The sequence below is a fragment of the Lysinibacillus sp. BS3 genome, from assembly GCF_039614735.1.
GTDB lineage: Bacteria > Bacillota > Bacilli > Bacillales_A > Planococcaceae > Lysinibacillus > Lysinibacillus capsici.
The window spans coordinates 1,573,936-1,589,880 of sequence record NZ_CP154860.1 but is presented as its reverse complement, the minus strand read 5'-3'; the positions used below and the strand labels follow the sequence as shown (position 1 = coordinate 1,589,880).

Here is a 15,945-nt window from a genome sequence, read left to right as displayed (position 1 = left end):
ATTTCTGTTTTATTATGGTTCATTACTGCGTTAACCTGATAGTGATGAACAATTCATACGCTAGAATTTGATAAATACAGGAGGAAATAATGAGCAAAGTACCATCTTTAATTGAAGAGCTCGCTAAACCAATTGTGGATGAGTTAAATCTTGAGCTAGTGGATATTGAGTTCGTAAAAGAAGGACGAAACTGGTTTTTACGTGTCTATGTTGATACACCTGAGGGTGGAATTGACATAGATCAATGTGCTCAAGTGAGTGAACGACTAAGCTTGTTATTGGATGAAAAAGATCCAATTACACAAAACTATTATTTAGAAGTTTCTTCGCCTGGAGCGGAACGTCCATTAAAAAAAGATACGGATTTTGTCAAAGCAGTTGGCAAGTTTATTTATGTAAAAACCTATGAGCCCATCAAGGACATGAAGGAATTCCAAGGCTACTTAACGTCATACGATGAACATACATTAGTGATGGAAGTGCGTATTAAAACACGTAAAATAACAGTAACAATTGAACAAGAAAAAATCGCATTGGCACGACTTGCCATCGATTTTTCTGCATAAAGCATATTTAGGAGTGAAAACAAAATGAGTAGTGATTTGTTAGATGCGCTGAATGCGCTAGAAGAACAAAAAGGAATTTCAAGAGATGTGTTAATCGAAGCCATTGAAGCGGCATTAGTTACAGCTTACAAACGCAACTTTAACCAAGCACAAAATGTTCGAGTAGACTTAAATTTAGATAAGGGCTCAATTCGTGTATTTTCACGTAAAGATGTTGTGGAAGAGGTAGAAGATGATCGTTTGCAAATTTCTTTAGAAGATGCAAAAGTCATTAATCCAGCCTATCAGCTAGAGGATATCGTGGAGCAGGAAGTAACACCACGTAACTTTGGACGCATTGCTGCACAAACAGCAAAGCAAGTAGTTACACAACGCGTACGTGAAGCGGAACGAGGTTTAATTTATGAGCAGTACGTAGACCGTGAAGATGATATCGTAACTGGCGTTGTTGAACGTTTAGATGCTCGTAATATCTATGTAGGTTTAGGGAAAGTAGAAGCGGCATTGCCTGTTAATGAACAAATCCAAGGTGAATCTTATCATCCACATGATCGTATTAAAGTGTATATTACAAAAGTAGAACGTACAACTCGTGGACCTCAAGTGATTGTGTCTCGTACACATCCTGGTTTATTACGTCGATTATTTGAGATGGAAGTACCTGAAATTTATGAGGGTATTGTAGAGATTAAATCAATTGCACGTGAAGCCGGAGATCGCTCTAAAATTTCTGTTTTCGCTCATAATGAGGAAGTGGATCCAGTTGGTTCATGTGTTGGGGCAAAGGGAGCTCGTGTACAAACAATTGTCAATGAACTAAATGGTGAAAAAATTGATATCGTAGAATGGTCTGAAGACCCAGTTGTATTTGTAGCTAATGCATTAAGCCCATCAAAAGTATTAGATGTACAAGTGAATGAAGAAGAAAAGTCGACAACAGTCGTTGTACCAGACTATCAATTATCTCTAGCTATCGGTAAACGTGGGCAAAATGCTCGTCTAGCAGCGAAGCTTACTGGCTGGAAAATTGATATTAAGAGTGAGACTGATGCTCGTGAATTAGGTATTTATCCTTCGGCTACAAGCACTTTCATCCCTGCTCATGATGAAGAAAGTGATTTTGATGATGTAGCAGTTGACTTATATCAAGACGACGAAGAATAAGTAAGAAAGCCCGTGTGACAAGTTAGCTGACAGTATTCAGTGGGCCCCCTACGCCGACTGAATACTGTCAGAGCGTCAAGTAGAGCATGACTTGTCCACCTCTTACGACAAGCTTCAGAGAGGAATGGTGATTCTTATGGCTGTAAACAAAAAAGTACCTCTTCGTAAATGTGTAGCAACTGGAGAAATGCTACCAAAGAAAGAGATGATACGTGTTGTTCGTTCGAAAGAGGGCGAAGTAAGTGTAGATGTCTCCGGGAAAAAGCCTGGGCGTGGTGCCTATGTCTCTAAATCAGAGCAGGCAGTTGACCTCGCGCGTAAGAAAAATGTATTAGGGCACCAACTTGATGTAAAAATTCCTGAAGAAATATACGAGGAACTTATTTTGCTGATTCGTAGGGAGTCAATTTTATGATAAATCAAGCAATATTTAATTTGCTTGGAATCGCAGCAAGAGCACGTAAGGTGATTTCAGGAGAAGAGTTAGTAGTAAAGGAAGTCCGCAATGGCAATGCTAAACTAGTACTGCTTGCAAACGATGCTTCTAAAAACTCTAGTAAAAAAATTCAAGATAAGTGCACGTACTACAACGTTGAGTATCATGTAATTGGAGATCGATATGATCTAGGACATGCTACAGGTAAGGAGGCCCGTGTGGCTTTAGCTATTACCGATAAAGGTTTTGCAAGTAAATTGTCTAGTCTACTCAACGAAAACTAATCGGGGGTGAGCAGATGACCAAAATCAGAGTTCATGAATATGCGAAGCAAGTGAATAAAACGAGTAAAGAGGTTATTGAAGCACTAAGTAAATTAAATGTGAGTGTAACAAACCATATGTCTATGTTGGAAAAAGACGCTGTGGCAAAGTTAAATCAAACATTTAAAGCAACACCTGAGAAAAATGTAGCAAAACAATCAACTCAAAACATGGCACAAAAACCTCAATCAAATGGCCAGCAAAAACCACAGCATTCGGTGAAAAAGCAAGAAGGACAAAGGCAGCAATCTGCTACTTCTAAGCCAAAAGTAAACAATCAGCAACATGCACAGCAAAACTCAAATTCGTCTAACGAAAAATCTAAGAATACAAAAGGTAATCAAAATAGAAATATGACACAAAATAATAATAATAACAATAATAATCGTAGAGGTGGCGGTGGTTACAACCAACGTCCAAAACCAGGGATTCATGGAGGCAAACGTCGCCATCCAAAAACGCATCAACCATCAATTCCAGTGAAACAAAAGGAACTTCCAGAAAAAATTACTTTTGTTGAATCATTATCAGTTGCAGAATTAGCAAAAAAATTACACCGTGAGCCATCTGAAATCATTAAAAAATTATTCATGCTTGGCGTAATGGCAACAATTAACCAAGAATTAGATAAGGATGCAATTGAATTAATTTGCGCAGACTACGGTGTAGAAGTGGAAGAAGAAATTCGTGTAGATATTACGGATTTAGAAACACACTTCGAGCAAACAGAAGAAGTAAACGAGGCAGATTTATCAGAACGTCCGCCAGTTGTAACAATTATGGGTCACGTTGACCATGGTAAAACAACTTTATTAGACTCTATTCGCCATACAAAAGTAACAGCAGGAGAAGCTGGTGGTATTACACAACATATTGGTGCATACCAAGTTACAGAAGGCGACAAGAAAATTACATTCCTTGATACACCAGGACATGCGGCTTTCACAACAATGCGTGCGCGTGGTGCAAAAGTAACGGATTTAACAATTTTAGTTGTAGCTGCTGATGATGGTGTTATGCCACAAACAGTAGAAGCGATCAATCATGCCAAGGCTGCTGAAGTACCAATAATTGTGGCTGTGAATAAAATGGATAAACCATCGGCAAATCCAGATCGTGTGATGCAAGAATTAACAGAACATGGCTTAGTTCCTGAAGCATGGGGTGGAGATACAATTTTCGTTCCAATTTCAGCTTTAAAAGGTGAAGGCATTGATACATTGTTAGAGATGATTTTACTTGTAGCTGAAGTAGGCGAGCTTAAAGCAAATCCAGAACGTTTAGCACTTGGAACAGTAATCGAAGCTCAGCTTGATAAAGGTCGTGGCTCTGTTGCTACGCTTTTAGTACAAGATGGAACATTAAAAGTAGGTGACCCAATCGTTGTAGGTCATACGTATGGTCGTGTACGTGCGATGGTAAATGACAAAGGTCGTCGAGTAAAAGAAGCTGGCCCATCAACTCCAGTTGAAATTACAGGTTTAAATGATGTACCTCAAGCAGGTGACCGTTTCGTTGTCTTTGAAGACGAGAAAACAGCACGTCAAGTTGGAGAAACAAGAGCAATGTCAGCGATTCAAGCACAACGTTCAGAAAAACAACGTGTAACGCTTGATAACTTATTTGAACAAATGAGCCAAGGCGAAATGAAAGAGCTCAACTTAATTGTGAAAGCTGACGTTCAAGGTACTGTTGAAGCTATGGCAGCCTCCCTAATGAAAATTGATGTGGAAGGCGTAAATGTGAAAATTATTCATACAGGTGCTGGAGCTATTACCGAATCTGATATTTCTCTTGCAGCAGCTTCTAATGCCATCGTTATTGGATTTAATGTACGTCCGGATGTTAACGCAAAACGTGCAGCAGAAGAAGAGGGTGTAGATATTCGCTTACACCGCATTATCTATAAAGTAATTGAAGAAATTGAACAAGCAATGAAAGGTATGCTTGATCCTGAATTTGAAGAAAAAATTATTGGTCAAGCAGAAGTTCGTCAAACAATTAAAGTATCAAAAGTTGGTACAATTGCTGGTTCATATGTAACAGAAGGAAAGGTAACACGTGATTCAGGTGTACGTGTGATCCGTGATAACGTCGTTATTTTTGAAGGTGAGCTAGATACGCTTAAACGCTTCAAAGATGAAGTAAAAGAAGTGGCAAAAGGATACGAATGTGGTATTACGATTACAAACTTCAATGATATTAAAGAAGGCGACATTATTGAAGCCTATATTATGGAAGAGGTTAAACGCGCCTAATGATCGTGTATGCAGAGGTTGAATTTATCATTCAAACTGCCCATTCGTTAAAGGAAAAGCGTGCTGTCTTACAGCGTATGATTACCCGCACAAAGCAGAAATTTAACGTTTCTATTGCGGAAATTGACCATCAAAATGTATGGCAGCGTACGAAATTAGCACTTGTTGCTGTTTCTTCGTCCAAAGAAGCAGCTGAACGAGAAATTAATCACGCGCTCCACTATTTAGAGTCAAATCCGTCATGGGAACAGCTTAATGTGTGGCGAGATTATTTATAAGTAGTAGTAGATAGTTGTCTAGCTTACGAAGGCATGGAACACACAACTATCTGTACATCGAAATAGAGGTGACAAATTATGTCTCTACGTTCAAACCGTGTTGCCGAGCAAATGAAAAAGGAGCTTGGTGATATTCTTGGCCGTAAAATAAAAGATCCGCGTGTTGGTTTTGTGACTGTTACAGGTGTTGAAGTAACGGGTGATTTACAGCAAGCGACAATCTATATTACATCTTTAGGCAACGAACGTGAACGAGAGGAAACGCTTAAAGCTTTAGTAAAAGCTTCGGGCTTTATTCGCTCTGAAATCGGATCACGCATTCGTTTACGACGTACACCAGAATTAATCTTTGAATTTGATTCATCGATTGAATATGGGAACCGTATTGATTCATTGTTAAGAGATTTACACAAAGAATAAGCTAAAAAAGTCTGCCACATGCATGTTTATGCAGGCAGACTTTTTAGCTTCATGGAAAAAGTTATATTGCCAATGAATAAATAAATGATAGAGTAAGCAGTTTGGGAGGAGCTATATGAACGGTATTTTACCGCTTTGGAAAGAAAGAGGCATGACAAGCCATGATTGTGTCTTTAAATTACGCAAAATTTTGCGGACAAAAAAAGTTGGGCATACAGGTACACTGGATCCAGGTGTTGAGGGCGTACTACCAATTTGTATTGGCCAAGCAACTCGAATAGCAGAATATTTAACTGACGCAGGGAAAACCTATGAAGCAATCATTTCAATCGGTCGTACCACGACAACCGAGGATGCAGAAGGTGAAACCGTTGAAGAAGATCTTACGATAAAAAAATTTTCTCGTGAACAGTTGTTAGAGGTTTTAGCTTCATTGACTGGAGTTATTGAACAAACACCACCCATGTTTTCAGCAGTAAAAGTTAATGGGAAGCGCCTCTATGAATATGCGCGAAAAGGTGAAAGTGTTGAAAGACCAACTCGCCAAGTAACAATTTATAATTTAGAGCTACTTGATGAGCTAGCACATTATGAGGGACAAGAAATCACATTTCCAGTACGTATCGCCTGTAGTAAAGGGACATATATTCGAACACTAGCTGTGCAAATTGGTGAGGCGCTTGGCTATCCAGCACATATGAAGGAGCTTGTACGTACTGCTTCTGGTACTTTTACACAGGATAACTGTTTTACGTTAGCACAGGTTGCTGAGCTAATGGAGACTGAGCAAGTAGCTTCCTGCATTTTACCTGTCGAATATGCATTAGCAGACTATCCATATATTGAGATTACGAATGCCAATGAAAAAGAAATTTTCAATGGACAAGTGCTTCCAGCAGATGCATTATTAAATAGTCATGATAAAATTGTGTATGGAATCAATGGAAAGGCAGTTGCGGTTTATCAAGCTCACCCAACAAAGGATGGTTTGATGAAGCCACATAAGATGTTTCCGACGATAGAGTAGGAGGATTTTTCAATGGAGGTCATTCATTTAAAATACCCACATCAATTACAGCAACGAGAAAGCATGCAGCCGTATTCATTAGCTCTTGGCTTTTTCGATGGTGTACATAGAGGGCATCAAGCAGTTATCAAGGCAGCTAAGGAAGAGGGCAACAAGCGACAAATTCCAACTGCAGTGATGACATTCGATCCACATCCTTCATTAGTCCTTGGTGGACGTAACGAAAAGGTTTTTTATATTACACTCTTACAACAGAAATTACAGCTGTTTGAAGAACAGGGTGTGGATACGGTATTCGTTGTCCACTTCACTTCAGATTTTGCCAAACTTTCACCAGCGGCATTTATTGATACATTTATCCGTGGGTTAAATATTCAGCATGTGACAGCTGGCTTCGATTATTCGTTTGGAGCATTTGGTAAGGGAACAATGGAAGATATGCGTTTATTAAGTAATGGTGATTATGGCGTTACAATTGTTGAGAAGAAAACAGATGATGTTGAGAAAATCAGCTCTACCCGTATACGCAAGCTATTACAAGAAGGCGATATGGAAGAAGCAACAGTTTTATTAGGGAGACCGTTTGAAATCAATGGGATTGTTGTCCATGGTGATAAACGTGGTCGTACTATTGGTTTCCCTACTGCAAATGTCCAAGCATTAGAAGGAACGTTTATTCCAGCTAGTGGTGTTTATGCTGTTCGTCTGCTTGTACAAAATAACTGGTATGATGGTGTTTGCAACGTGGGCTATAAGCCAACTTTCAAAGATCCAAATGATAAGCAATTATCGATTGAAGTCCATATTTTAAACTTTGATAAAAATATCTACGGTGAAGAAGTACATGTGGCATGGTATAAACGTATACGAAGTGAACGGAAATTCGATGGTATTGAGGCCTTGAAAACACAAATTGAAAAGGATAAACAAGAAGCAATCCGTTACTTTAACCAGCTATAAGAAGTACTTCATTACTGTAGTCACATTAGCCAAGTCGACGTTTTACTTGCTTGACTATGTGATTTATGGTAATATTCATAAGTGCATAAAATGCTTAACCTTAGCTCGGTATATCGATGACTCCAACGTTTACTGTGCTAATGGGGATTAATTATAATTTAGGAGGTCCATACAAATGGCTATTACAAAAGAACGTAAAAACGAAATTATCGCTGAGTACCGTACTCACGAAAGTGACACTGGTTCACCAGAAGTACAAGTTGCAGTATTAACAGAGGAAATCAATGCTCTAAATACTCACTTACGTACTCACAAAAAAGATTTCCACTCTGAGCGTGGTCTTCTTAAAATGGTAGGTCGTCGTCGTCACTTATTAAAATACCTTCGTGAAACAGACGTACAACGTTACCGTGAATTAATCAACCGTTTAGGCTTACGTCGCTAATTAATAGCAAAAGTAATCCTATATTAGACTGTAGACAAACTGATGTTTGTCTACAGTCTTTTTTTGAGATAATCTTGTTAATTTTGTTCAACAATAAGCCATAACTTTTTTACACTACGATGAACGATAGATAAAAATGATTTGATACTTGATAAAAGGGTGATATATTCTAATCACATTTCACAGCCCATTTATAGTCATTGCGTTCATCATTTGCAAGTGTAATTGAAGTAGATAAATTGAAGGCTAGATTGCTATTATATTTCATGAAATACAATCCAGCAAATTATAGGATAGAGGCTCAAAATTGGTACATAAGCGTCAATCATACAATCTAAATGCTATCATTGAATACTAGTAAACGATGGCTATGGGTTAGAAAACTTTCTATGTTAATAGTTGGTGAAATGTAAACTAAATCATTTAGAAGGGTGAGTAGGATGTTTAACCAATTATTAAGAGAGAATAATATTGTTGCAAGTATTTTAACAGTTATTCGTGTTTATTTAGGCTGGCATTGGCTTACAGCAGGTTGGGGAAAATTGTTTAATGGCTTTGATGCATCTGGCTTTTTAGCCAATGCTATTGCAAATCCAGTGACAAGTGGAGAAGAGCTCGCATACCCACTGTATGTAAAGTTTATTGAATCATTTGCTTTGCCAAATGCTGAGCTAATTAATATTCTTGTGCCTTGGGGAGAATTCTTAGTAGGGCTAGGATTAATTCTGGGATGCTTAACGACATATGCTGCATTTTTCGGTATGGTCATGAATTTTGCCTTCCTAATGGCAGGTACTATATCTAGCAATCCTTGGGATATTTTACTTGCAATCTTTATAGCCGTTGCTGGTTACAATGCTGGGAAATTCGGGCTTGACCGCTTCATTATGCCAATCATAGGTAAAAAGATGGCGAGAAATAAGAAAAAAGAAGTTGTTCAACCTGTTAAAATTACATAATAAACTTTTTACATATCTTATATTAGGAGACTACTCATTAGTCTGAATATACCCCGTCCATTATATTGAAGTGACCCCTATAAGTTAGACACGGTTATTTCGTTTAGGCAGCTTGGGTAAACTGAGTTCGGTATTCTACCGGACTCAGTTTTAATTTTGCCTTTAAACGTCTCGTGTTGTAATACGTTATATACTTTTCAAGTTCCTTTTTAAAATGCTCGACACTATCAAATTCCTTTAAGTAGAGGAATTCTGACTTCATGATGCCGAAGAAATTCTCCATGACAGAGTTGTCATAACAGTTTCCCTTACGTGACATACTTTGCACAATGCCTCTTGATTCAAGGGCGTGGCGATATTGTTTCATTTGGTAATGCCAACCTTGATCTGAATGCATCAATAATTGATGTTCCTCTGGCAACCTCTCTAGTGCCTTCTCCAACATTTCTGATACAAGCGAATATGTTGGTCTATGACCAATTGTGTACGTAATAATTTCGCCGTTAAATAAGTCTAAAATAGGTGATAAATAGAGCTTTTCACCAAACAGCTTAAACTCCGTAATATCTGTAACCCATTTTTCATTCGGTGCTTCTGCTATGAAGTTACGATCCAATCTATTAGGCGCAATCTTACCGATTGTCCCTTTATAAGATTTGTATTTCTTCATACGCACTAAGCACTTTAAACCTAATTCTTTCATGATACGTTGAACCTTTTTATGATTCACTTTTTTCCCACGATTTGCTAGCTCATCACGAATACGACGATAACCATAACGACCTTCGTGTTCGTTATAAATTGCTCGAATTTCGGCCTTTAACTCGGCATCTGGATCTGGACGATCCATCTTCTTCACTAAATCATAGTACGTGCTACGTGGAATGCCTGCGAATTTCGCAAGCGCCTTCACCGAGTATTTATGCCTTAATTCATAGATGACCTTTACTTTGTCTTCTTTGGTGATTTTTCCTTGGCTTGAACTAAGGCGTTCAACTTTTTTAAGTACTCATTTTCCATACGTAGACGATTGATTTCTGCTTGAAGTGCTTCAGGTGTCCCTTCTACTGGTGCTTGTTTTGGTTGTTTGTTCGTTTCTTTTTTCATGGATGGATGCCCCTTTTTCCTTGATTGAAGGGCATCGAATCCTTTTGTTTTAAATTGCTTTTTCCAACTACGAAGTGTAGAAGGCGTAGCTATCTTAAAGATAGCTGCTGTTTCAAGTAAGGACGTACCATTTTCAATCATAAAGTTTAGTACGTCTAGTTTAAACTGTGCCGAATAATTTGTATATCGCTTTATAAACGCTTCTACGCCATTATACTCATATTGTTTCGCCCAATTAAGAATTGCTTTGTGATCTGTTCCGATAGATTTAGCAATTTCATGTGAACTTTCATTGCCTTTTATGTAACGTAAGGCTGCTTGTAGTTTTTCTTCCGATGTAAATTTAGCCATATAAAAACTGCTCCTCCAAATGTTAGATGTGTCTAACATTTGGGGAGCAGTTCATTCATATGGGTGGGGTATTTAAGTTGTTGAAAAAAGAAATGTCACTAGCAGAAAAGCCCTTTTTGCAAGGTGAGGGGGTGATTTCCGTTCCACTGGGCGTCCGATGATCCAGTTTTACTCACTTACGCAACTTTCACAAAAATTCTATTGATGGTTTTACTTTTCAACACTATGTAAATCCCGACTATTATTTGCCTGACTTACTAACTTTCCTAGATGATCCAACTTTCTTTTACCTTATAGGATGTTGTATGATAAGCTCCATGTTATAATAAGTCTATTGTTTAAACTTGTATTTGAAAAACTAATGTTAGCGAAGCAGTTATTTCCATTTACATACATTACTTTTCGTCAAGAAGGAATCAATATAGAAAAAACCATATACCAAAAATGCTTTTTCAATTAAATAATGAAATAAATCTTAAATAAATTGGCAATAACTGAATTTAAATGTATGATTATTTCATGAAATATTATTTAGCATAGAACAAGCATTTTTGGTACACTTACTATTAGTACATACAGACGAAGTAAGTGTTTTTATAATAGAGAGGGGTTCATTGAATGAACGAAAAGAAAGTCTATTCCTATGAATGGGCTGGCCGTCCACTTGTAATTGAAGTAGGACAGTTAGCAAAACAAGCAAACGGAGCCGCATTAGTACGCTATGGCGATACTTCTGTACTTGCTACAGCAACAATGTCAAAATCACCTAAACCACTTGATTTCTTCCCATTAACAGTAAACTATGAAGAGCGTCTATATGCTGCAGGTAAAATTCCTGGCGGCTTTATTAAGCGTGAAGGACGTCCATCTGAAAAGGCGATTTTAGCAAGTCGTTTAATCGACCGTCCGATTCGTCCGATGTTCCCGGATGGTTTCCGTAATGAAGTACAAGTTATTTCTATGGTTATGTCAAATGATCCTGACTGTACATCTGAAATGGCAGCAATGGTTGGTTCATCATTAGCATTAGCGATCTCTGATATTCCATTTGATGGGCCAATAGCAGGTGTACAAGTTGGTTATATTGATGGAGAATTCATTGTAAACCCGACAGTAGAGCAATCGAATCGCTCAACAATTCATTTGTCTGTAGCAGGGAACAAAGATGCTATCAATATGGTTGAAGCGGGTGCACTTGAGGTACCAGAGGAAATCATGTTAGAAGCAATTATGTTCGGTCATGAAGAAATCAAAAAAATCATTGCTTTCCAAGAGCAAATTGTGGCAGAGGTTGGTAAAGAAAAGTTACCAGTGACACTATTTGAAATTGATGAAGCAATTCAAGCCGATATAAAAGCAGCTTGTGAGACTGATATGCATGATGCAATTCAAACGGCAGAGAAACATGCTCGTGATGAGGCAATTCAAGCTGTGAAAGAGCGAGTTATCGCTTCCTATGAAGAGCAAGAAGCAGACGACGAAACAATGAAACAAGTGTACACAATTCTTGACAAGATGGTAAAAGAAGAAGTACGCCGTCAAATCACGGAAGATAAGATTCGTCCAGATGGTCGTAAGCTCGACGAAATCCGACCACTTTCTTCTGAAACAGGCTTATTACAACGTACACATGGTTCAGGTCTGTTTACACGTGGACAAACACAAGCACTTTCTATTTGTACATTAGGTGCGCTTGGTGATGTACAAATTATTGACGGTTTGGGTGTGGAAGAGTCAAAACGCTTTATGCACCATTATAACTTCCCACAATTTTCTGTAGGGGAAACGGGTCCAATCCGTGGGCCAGGTCGTCGTGAAATTGGTCATGGTGCGTTAGGTGAGCGTGCACTTGAAGCAGTCATTCCTGATGAGTCGGTCTTCCCTTATACAATTCGTTGTGTATCAGAAGTACTTGAATCAAACGGATCAACTTCCCAAGCTTCTATTTGTGCGTCTACATTAGCCATGATGGATGCAGGTGTTCCATTAAAAGCACCAGTTGCAGGTATTGCAATGGGCCTTATTAAAAAAGGTGAACATTATTCTATTTTAACGGATATTCAAGGAATGGAAGACCATTTAGGCGATATGGACTTTAAAGTGGCTGGTACAGCTAAAGGTGTAACAGCTCTACAAATGGACATTAAAATTGATGGTTTATCTCGCAATATTTTAGAAGAAGCACTGACACAAGCAAAAGTTGGACGTATGCATATTCTAGAATCAATGCTTGCTACACTGCCAGAGCCACGTAAACAATTATCTGCGTTTGCACCAAAAATTGTTATTGTAAAAATTAATCCTGATAAAATTCGCGATGTAATTGGACCAGGTGGTAAACAAATTAATAAAATTATTGAAGAAACGGGCGTTAAGATTGATACAGAGCAAGATGGTACAATCTATATTTCTTCTGCCGATGAAGCAATGAATGCACGTGCAAAACAAATTATTGAAGATATCGTACGTGAAGCAAAAGTAGGTGAATACTACTTATCAACAGTGAAACGTATTGAAAAATTCGGCGCCTTTTGCGAAATCTTCCCAGGGAAAGATGGCTTGCTTCACATTTCTGAAATTCAAGAGGAACGTACAAAGCAAGTGGAGGATGTCTTAAAACTTGGTGATCAATTACTTGTGAAAGTGATTGAAATCGACAAGCAAGGTCGTGTGAATTTATCTCGCAAAGTAGTAATTCAAGAGGAAAAAGAGCGCGCTGAACAAGAAAAATAATATTGGTTAAAAGGCTGCGTAAATTGCGCAGCCTTTTTCGATAGTAGCAAGAAGAAAAGTAGAGGATTTTTATAATTGGGGGAGATAGTTTGGTTCAAGTACATACATGTCAGAATGGTGTTCGTATTGTATCAGAGCAAATTGATCATGTAAGATCAGTGGCATTAGGTATCTTTGTGAATGCTGGCTCTCGCTATGAGCTACCTGAAGAGAATGGTATCACACATTTTATTGAGCATATGTTGTTTAAAGGCACAACAACTCGTTCAGCTCGTCAAATTGCTGAAGAATTTGATCGAATCGGAGGAGAACTAAATGCCTTCACATCGAAAGAAAATACATGTTACTATGCTAAAGTTTTAGATCATCATGCGGAGCTTGCGGTCACAATACTAGCAGATATGTTTTTCAATTCTACCTTTGCGGAAGAAGAATTAGAAAAAGAGCGACAAGTAGTATTAGAAGAAATTTTAATGAGCGAAGATGCTCCTGATGATGACGTTCATGAGAAGCTATGGGGTGTCATGTATCCGAATGATGCACTCGGTCGTCCAATACTAGGTACGGCTGCTACATTAAAGACATTTACAGCAGATGCTATACGAAAATATATGGATAAACATTATGGGCCAGAGTCCGTTGTTATTTCTATTGCAGGTAATATTTCATCTCAGCTTATGCAAACGATTGAAGATTTATTTGGTCACTATCAACCTTCACCGCATGCTATGGCACCTGTCCTGACAAATCCTTCATTTTATCCAGGGGAAATTACAAAAATACGCGATACAGAGCAGGCACATGTCGCGATTTCCTATCCAGCAATTGGTGTAAAAGATCCAGATATGTATAGCTTTATTGCGCTTAACAATATAATTGGAGGCAATATGAGTTCTCGATTGTTTCAGGAAGTACGAGAAGAACGTGGACTAGCCTATTCTATTTTCTCCTATCAATCGTGTTATGCCGATGTAGGTGCTTTTACGATTTATGGTAGTACTAGTCGACAGCAATTAGCACAGCTTCAGCACACGATTGATGCCACTTTATTAGATATTGTAGCGGGTGGTGTGACAGAGGAGGAGCTTGATAATGCGAAAGAGCAGCTTAAAGGAAGCTTTGTCCTTGGATTAGAAGGGACGGGAGCTCGTATGAATCGAAATGGAACAAGTGAACTTGTTCATCGCAAGCATCGAACAGTAGACGAGGTTCTTAAATCGATAGATGCCGTATCGATGGAGTCAGTGGATCGGCTGATTGCTAAAATTTTAAAAGCAGAGCCAGCTATCTCAATCATAGGTCCTAGCGAATAAAGATATTTTAATAAGATAGCATTTGTTCAAGCTATTATTAGATAGGAGATTGGCATTTATTTTCAATGTGGATAAGTGACAACAGCCCTCCATAAAATGAGTAGTGAAAACCTTTACCCAAAAGGTAACACTTTTTTAAACTGGCGAGGAAGGTACTTGATTCCCGGGGATAGCGAGACATGTCACCCTCTCTAAATGGAGAGGTAGCGAAGGAAGCCGCTCTGCACATGCTCATAGGAAAGCAAGTAGCCTGCAATGAAATCCATTTCCTTTTAATTGACTGTTTTGCTATTCAACACGATTAAAAATAGGCTGCCAAATAAGGCAGCCTATTTTTGATGAATATTTAGCTTTAGCAAATTTCCTTTGCCAAATATAAATAAAGACATTTGTGAAACACAAGAAAAGTGATGAGGATACTAACCAGTGTTGGTATGAATAAGATAATTAAATTTGCAGCTACTAGTGATAAATAATAATGAATAACAAAATTTAGCAGAATGATAAGCACAATAGCTGTAAGCATTCTAACCGTTCGCATTCTCTCTGTTTCATCAAGATGCTGAATATAAAATTGACTACAGATGAGGAAAGAGGCGCTACTTATATAAGCAAAGTACATAGCAAGATGCTCGATAAAATTTTCAGATGCATCAGGTTGTGAGAAATACATAGGCGCAAGGATAATAAAGAGCAATGCAATAAGGCCATAGCAAAATAAAAAATCGGATTGCAATTGTGTTTTCTTTGATAGAGGTAGCGTATTGACATACATTGTCCACTTTACTTGACGGTCGCCTTTATATAAATTATCTACGATGTTGGCAGAAATAACGACAACAAATAATCCGATAGAAGGACTATCTACAAAAGGTAAATGTACAAAATGAAGAAGTAAACATATCGTCATTGTAAAAAGAATAGTCCATTTTTGTACGACAATTCTTTGTAACAACAGTGCTCGCATGAGATCCCTCCTAAAACTCTTTTCTTTTATAAATAGCAGTAGAAACTAGAGAGGAGAGGCAGAGCAGTATTAGCCCGCCCAAAGGTGCTAAATAGACGTATTGCTTTAAATATAGAAACGTTTGAGTCATATCAGGGATATATTCTTTAAACATCCCCGTTAAGAAACCAGGGATAAAACAAAACGCAATGAGGACTATTCTTCCTTTAATAGAGCCAAATTTAATATAGATAGGTAGTAATACGGCTAATAAACAGAGCGCCGATGTTATGATCAAATTAAACGTTAGGAAAAATTCTGAAGTGATGTCGTTTTTGGTAAAAAAATTGATAAAAAATAGGATAGGTAATGCCATAACAAGTCCGAAAATCATTAACATCACACTAAGTATATATTTACTAAAAACGATATCTGCTTTAGAAATTGGTAAAGTATTAGCGTATTTATCCCACTTACTTTGTTCATCGTAGCTAAGCGCAGTTATCGCTTGTATCGTAACAATAAAAACAATAACAGCTAGAAGCATTGCGCTTTGCTGCATAAAAATCGCCATCATAAGAAGAAATATAAGAACAAATGCTTGTGCTTTCATTTGTCGTTGAATGGTCATTAAATCTTTTAGGATAAGTCCTACCATA

General features: G+C 37.9%; 16 protein-coding genes. 13 read left to right on the top strand and 3 right to left on the bottom strand.

Annotation, left to right across the window (positions count from 1 at the left end):
* Positions 1 to 89 precede the first annotated feature (89 nt).
* From rimP to AAJG31_RS08170, 11 genes are all read left to right on the top strand, one after another.
* Positions 90 to 566 (top strand): ribosome maturation factor RimP, encoded by a 477-nt coding sequence (gene rimP, locus AAJG31_RS08220; RefSeq protein ID WP_004269252.1) that lies wholly within the window; start codon positions 90 to 92, stop codon positions 564 to 566.
* A 24-nt stretch (positions 567 to 590) separates the two neighbouring features.
* Positions 591 to 1,730 carry a transcription termination factor NusA gene (gene nusA / locus AAJG31_RS08215; RefSeq protein ID WP_048391564.1) on the top strand — a complete coding sequence of 380 codons (1,140 nt, stop codon included), beginning with the start codon at positions 591 to 593 and terminating at the stop codon, positions 1,728 to 1,730.
* 136 nt (positions 1,731 to 1,866) lie between these two features.
* Positions 1,867 to 2,145, top strand: a complete 279-nt coding sequence (locus AAJG31_RS08210) for a YlxR family protein (protein ID WP_004269250.1) — start codon at positions 1,867 to 1,869, stop codon at positions 2,143 to 2,145.
* A complete protein-coding gene (locus AAJG31_RS08205; protein ID WP_004225011.1) occupies positions 2,142 to 2,450 on the top strand; it encodes a YlxQ family RNA-binding protein in 309 nt (102 codons plus the stop codon). Before AAJG31_RS08210 ends, AAJG31_RS08205 begins: the two co-directional genes overlap by 4 nt.
* Positions 2,451 to 2,464: 14 nt before the next feature.
* Positions 2,465 to 4,747 (top strand): translation initiation factor IF-2, encoded by a 2,283-nt coding sequence (gene infB / locus AAJG31_RS08200; protein ID WP_048391561.1) that lies wholly within the window; start codon positions 2,465 to 2,467, stop codon positions 4,745 to 4,747.
* On the top strand, positions 4,747 to 5,025 hold the full coding sequence (locus tag AAJG31_RS08195; RefSeq protein ID WP_008178987.1) for a DUF503 domain-containing protein: 279 nt from the start codon (positions 4,747 to 4,749) through the stop codon (positions 5,023 to 5,025). The genes infB and AAJG31_RS08195 overlap by 1 nt, the downstream gene beginning before the upstream one ends.
* Before the next feature lie 78 nt (positions 5,026 to 5,103).
* Complete coding sequence (rbfA, locus tag AAJG31_RS08190; RefSeq protein ID WP_004225003.1) at positions 5,104 to 5,445, top strand: 30S ribosome-binding factor RbfA; 342 nt, start codon at positions 5,104 to 5,106, stop codon at positions 5,443 to 5,445.
* 115 nt (positions 5,446 to 5,560) lie between these two features.
* A complete protein-coding gene (truB, locus tag AAJG31_RS08185; RefSeq protein ID WP_004225000.1) occupies positions 5,561 to 6,472 on the top strand; it encodes a tRNA pseudouridine(55) synthase TruB in 912 nt (303 codons plus the stop codon).
* A 12-nt stretch (positions 6,473 to 6,484) separates the two neighbouring features.
* Positions 6,485 to 7,432, top strand: coding sequence for a riboflavin biosynthesis protein RibF (gene ribF / locus AAJG31_RS08180; protein WP_004224996.1), 948 nt, complete (start codon positions 6,485 to 6,487; stop codon positions 7,430 to 7,432).
* A 175-nt stretch (positions 7,433 to 7,607) separates the two neighbouring features.
* Entirely contained in the window at positions 7,608 to 7,877 is a 270-nt protein-coding gene (gene rpsO / locus AAJG31_RS08175; protein ID WP_004224992.1) for a 30S ribosomal protein S15, read from the top strand.
* Positions 7,878 to 8,317: 440 nt separating this feature from the next.
* Positions 8,318 to 8,836, top strand: coding sequence for a DoxX family protein (locus AAJG31_RS08170; RefSeq protein WP_279494209.1), 519 nt, complete (start codon positions 8,318 to 8,320; stop codon positions 8,834 to 8,836).
* A 103-nt stretch (positions 8,837 to 8,939) separates the two neighbouring features.
* Here AAJG31_RS08170 and AAJG31_RS08165 read toward each other — a convergent pair.
* Positions 8,940 to 10,294 (bottom strand): IS3 family transposase gene (locus AAJG31_RS08165; RefSeq protein ID WP_139111235.1). Its coding sequence is split into 2 segments (ribosomal slippage): positions 8,940 to 9,841 and positions 9,841 to 10,294, totalling 1,356 coding nucleotides; the frame shifts between segments, so codons are not numbered across the junction.
* 618 nt (positions 10,295 to 10,912) lie between these two features.
* Between AAJG31_RS08165 and pnp the strand changes: the two genes are divergently transcribed.
* The gene (gene pnp, locus AAJG31_RS08160; protein WP_048391556.1) at positions 10,913 to 13,027 is read left to right on the top strand and encodes a polyribonucleotide nucleotidyltransferase; all 2,115 of its coding nucleotides are present in this window, start codon (positions 10,913 to 10,915) and stop codon (positions 13,025 to 13,027) included.
* A gap of 89 nt (positions 13,028 to 13,116) precedes the next feature.
* Positions 13,117 to 14,340 carry a pitrilysin family protein gene (locus AAJG31_RS08155; RefSeq protein ID WP_279494211.1) on the top strand — a complete coding sequence of 408 codons (1,224 nt, stop codon included), beginning with the start codon at positions 13,117 to 13,119 and terminating at the stop codon, positions 14,338 to 14,340.
* Positions 14,341 to 14,692: 352 nt separating this feature from the next.
* Here the strand turns inward: AAJG31_RS08155 and AAJG31_RS08150 are convergent, their stop codons facing one another.
* On the bottom strand, positions 14,693 to 15,307 hold the full coding sequence (locus tag AAJG31_RS08150) for an ABC-2 transporter permease (RefSeq protein WP_259950892.1): 615 nt from the start codon (positions 15,305 to 15,307) through the stop codon (positions 14,693 to 14,695).
* 10 nt (positions 15,308 to 15,317) lie between these two features.
* Positions 15,318 to 15,944: an ABC-2 transporter permease gene (locus AAJG31_RS08145; RefSeq protein ID WP_103117595.1), complete on the bottom strand. Its 627-nt coding sequence runs from the start codon at positions 15,942 to 15,944 to the stop codon at positions 15,318 to 15,320.
* Position 15,945 lies beyond the last annotated feature (1 nt).

Excerpts from the sequence above, each read along its gene's own strand:
- AAJG31_RS08145 (WP_103117595.1), bottom strand. The coding sequence starts at position 15,944 with ATGGTAGGACTTATCCTAAAAGATTTAATGACCATTCAACGACAAATG.
- AAJG31_RS08150 (WP_259950892.1), bottom strand. The coding sequence starts at position 15,307 with ATGCGAGCACTGTTGTTACAAAGAATTGTCGTACAAAAATGGACTATT.
- AAJG31_RS08195 (WP_008178987.1), top strand. The coding sequence starts at position 4,747 with ATGATCGTGTATGCAGAGGTTGAATTTATCATTCAAACTGCCCATTCG.
- ribF (WP_004224996.1), top strand. The coding sequence starts at position 6,485 with ATGGAGGTCATTCATTTAAAATACCCACATCAATTACAGCAACGAGAA.
- AAJG31_RS08170 (WP_279494209.1), top strand. The coding sequence starts at position 8,318 with ATGTTTAACCAATTATTAAGAGAGAATAATATTGTTGCAAGTATTTTA.
- AAJG31_RS08205 (WP_004225011.1), top strand. The coding sequence starts at position 2,142 with ATGATAAATCAAGCAATATTTAATTTGCTTGGAATCGCAGCAAGAGCA.
- rimP (WP_004269252.1), top strand. The coding sequence starts at position 90 with ATGAGCAAAGTACCATCTTTAATTGAAGAGCTCGCTAAACCAATTGTG.
- rbfA (WP_004225003.1), top strand. The coding sequence starts at position 5,104 with ATGTCTCTACGTTCAAACCGTGTTGCCGAGCAAATGAAAAAGGAGCTT.
- truB (WP_004225000.1), top strand. The coding sequence starts at position 5,561 with ATGAACGGTATTTTACCGCTTTGGAAAGAAAGAGGCATGACAAGCCAT.
- rpsO (WP_004224992.1), top strand. The coding sequence starts at position 7,608 with ATGGCTATTACAAAAGAACGTAAAAACGAAATTATCGCTGAGTACCGT.
- pnp (WP_048391556.1), top strand. The coding sequence starts at position 10,913 with ATGAACGAAAAGAAAGTCTATTCCTATGAATGGGCTGGCCGTCCACTT.
- infB (WP_048391561.1), top strand. The coding sequence starts at position 2,465 with ATGACCAAAATCAGAGTTCATGAATATGCGAAGCAAGTGAATAAAACG.
- nusA (WP_048391564.1), top strand. The coding sequence starts at position 591 with ATGAGTAGTGATTTGTTAGATGCGCTGAATGCGCTAGAAGAACAAAAA.
- AAJG31_RS08210 (WP_004269250.1), top strand. The coding sequence starts at position 1,867 with ATGGCTGTAAACAAAAAAGTACCTCTTCGTAAATGTGTAGCAACTGGA.